Origin of the sequence: Zooshikella ganghwensis DSM 15267 (assembly GCF_000428585.1) — a bacterium.
Lineage (GTDB): Bacteria > Pseudomonadota > Gammaproteobacteria > Pseudomonadales > Zooshikellaceae > Zooshikella > Zooshikella ganghwensis.
The window spans coordinates 1-1,768 of sequence record NZ_AUAF01000334.1; the positions used below are offsets into that span (position 1 = coordinate 1).

Annotated in this window: 1 protein-coding gene; it reads left to right on the forward strand. The window is 40.8% G+C overall.

The features are described 5' to 3' along the window. Positions 1–1,481, forward strand: a 1,481-nt coding sequence (locus F607_RS0126680; RefSeq protein ID WP_027710423.1) for an acyl-CoA dehydrogenase family protein, incomplete at its 5' end; no start/stop codon positions are given. Positions 1,482–1,768 lie beyond the last annotated feature (287 nt).

Sequence of the window (1,768 nt, forward strand, 5' to 3'; positions counted from 1 at the left end):
TATGCTACCCCCTAGGAATCCATATAGAGCCTAAGTTTATACCAGAGTTTCTATCACATGATCGATATGGACATCGTATTGATCAGGTTAATTACCATCCTGCCTATCATCAATTAATGGCGACAGCGATAAAACATGGGCATCATTGTTTACCTTGGCAGTCAAACTATGTCAATGCACATTTAATTCGAGCGGCTATTGCCTATTTACATACACAAGCTGATCCAGGTAGTGGTTGTCCGCTGACCATGACCTTCGCAGCTGTTCCAACCTTAAAAAAACAGACAAATATTGCGGCTGAATGGCTGCCTAAAGTGTATGCACAACATTACGATCCTGATAATAAACCTTTTTTTATGAAGAAAGGTGTAACGATTGGCATGGCAATGACAGAAAAGCAAGGTGGATCAGATGTTCGTGCTAACACAACAACAGCTAAGCCTTTAAGTAAACGGGGACCTGGTGAACCATATGAAATAGTGGGTCATAAGTGGTTTTGTTCAGCCCCCATGAGTGATGCTTTTTTAGTATTAGCGCAGAGTAAAGGTGGCTTGTCATGTTTTTTAATGCCCCGCTGGTGTCCGGAAGGCGAAAAAAATCAATTTTTTATTCAGCGGCTAAAAAATAAAATGGGTAATTTATCCAATGCTTCTTCTGAAGTGGAATTTCGTGGTGCACTGGCTTGGATGATTGGGGAGGAAGGACGCGGTGTCAATACCATTATTGATATGGTATCTCTCACCCGTTTTGATTGCATTATGGGGTCTTCAGCATTAATGAGGCAAGGTGTTGCACAGGCAATACATTATGCTCGACAGCGTAAAGCGTTTGGAAAATTGTTGGTGGAGCAGCCGCTGATGAGCAATGTGTTAGCTGACTTGGTTATTGAATCAGAAGCGTCATTGGCTTTAGGAATGCGTTTAGCATTTGCTTTAGATCAGCCAGAGGACACAGAACAGCAAATGTTTATTCGTTTGGTAACAGCATTGGGCAAATACTGGGTTTGTAAACGAGCAGTTCAACATACCTATGAGGCCATGGAGTGTGTTGGTGGAATGGGGGTTGTGGAAGAAACTGTTATGCCAAGGTTGTATCGTGAGGCACCTGTAAATGCAATTTGGGAAGGATCTGGCAATATTCAATGCCTTGATATTTTACGGGCAATGAATAAGCAACCAGAAGTGTTTGATGTTTTTATGCAACCCCTTTCTCAAGCAAAAGGTTCTGACTTACGCTTTGATAAGTTGCTAACTAAGCTTAAAAGACAATTTAAAGATGTTCAGCACGCGGAGTTTAATGCGCGGCGTATTGTGGAACAAATGGCTATTTTATTACAGGCGAGTTTACTGCTTCAGTATGGTAACAGTGATGTGGCAGATGCATTTTTGAACAGCAGGCTAACTGAAGCAAGTCATCAATATGGAACATTACCCTATGGCGTTAATGCTAAGGGTATCATTGATAGTGCATTAAGCTTATAGAATATACTCTTCGTGAAGGGTATATAAATTTACATCCATGGTCTTTCGGTGTGCATCTTTAACAGACTAAAGTTGATCCGTAGTCTTGAGGGTAGCTGACGGGTAGTTTGCTGTGCGATTGCGCTTTGCGAACTATACTTTCCTTTAATTGGTTAGCTTAAAAAAAATTCACCGATTATCATCATTCGCTATGATTTTGGCTCTATATGGATTCCTAGGGGGTTATATCAATAGCTCTATTAGATCATTAAGTAAGCTTTTTCCTCGGCACTTTATATTGTACACAA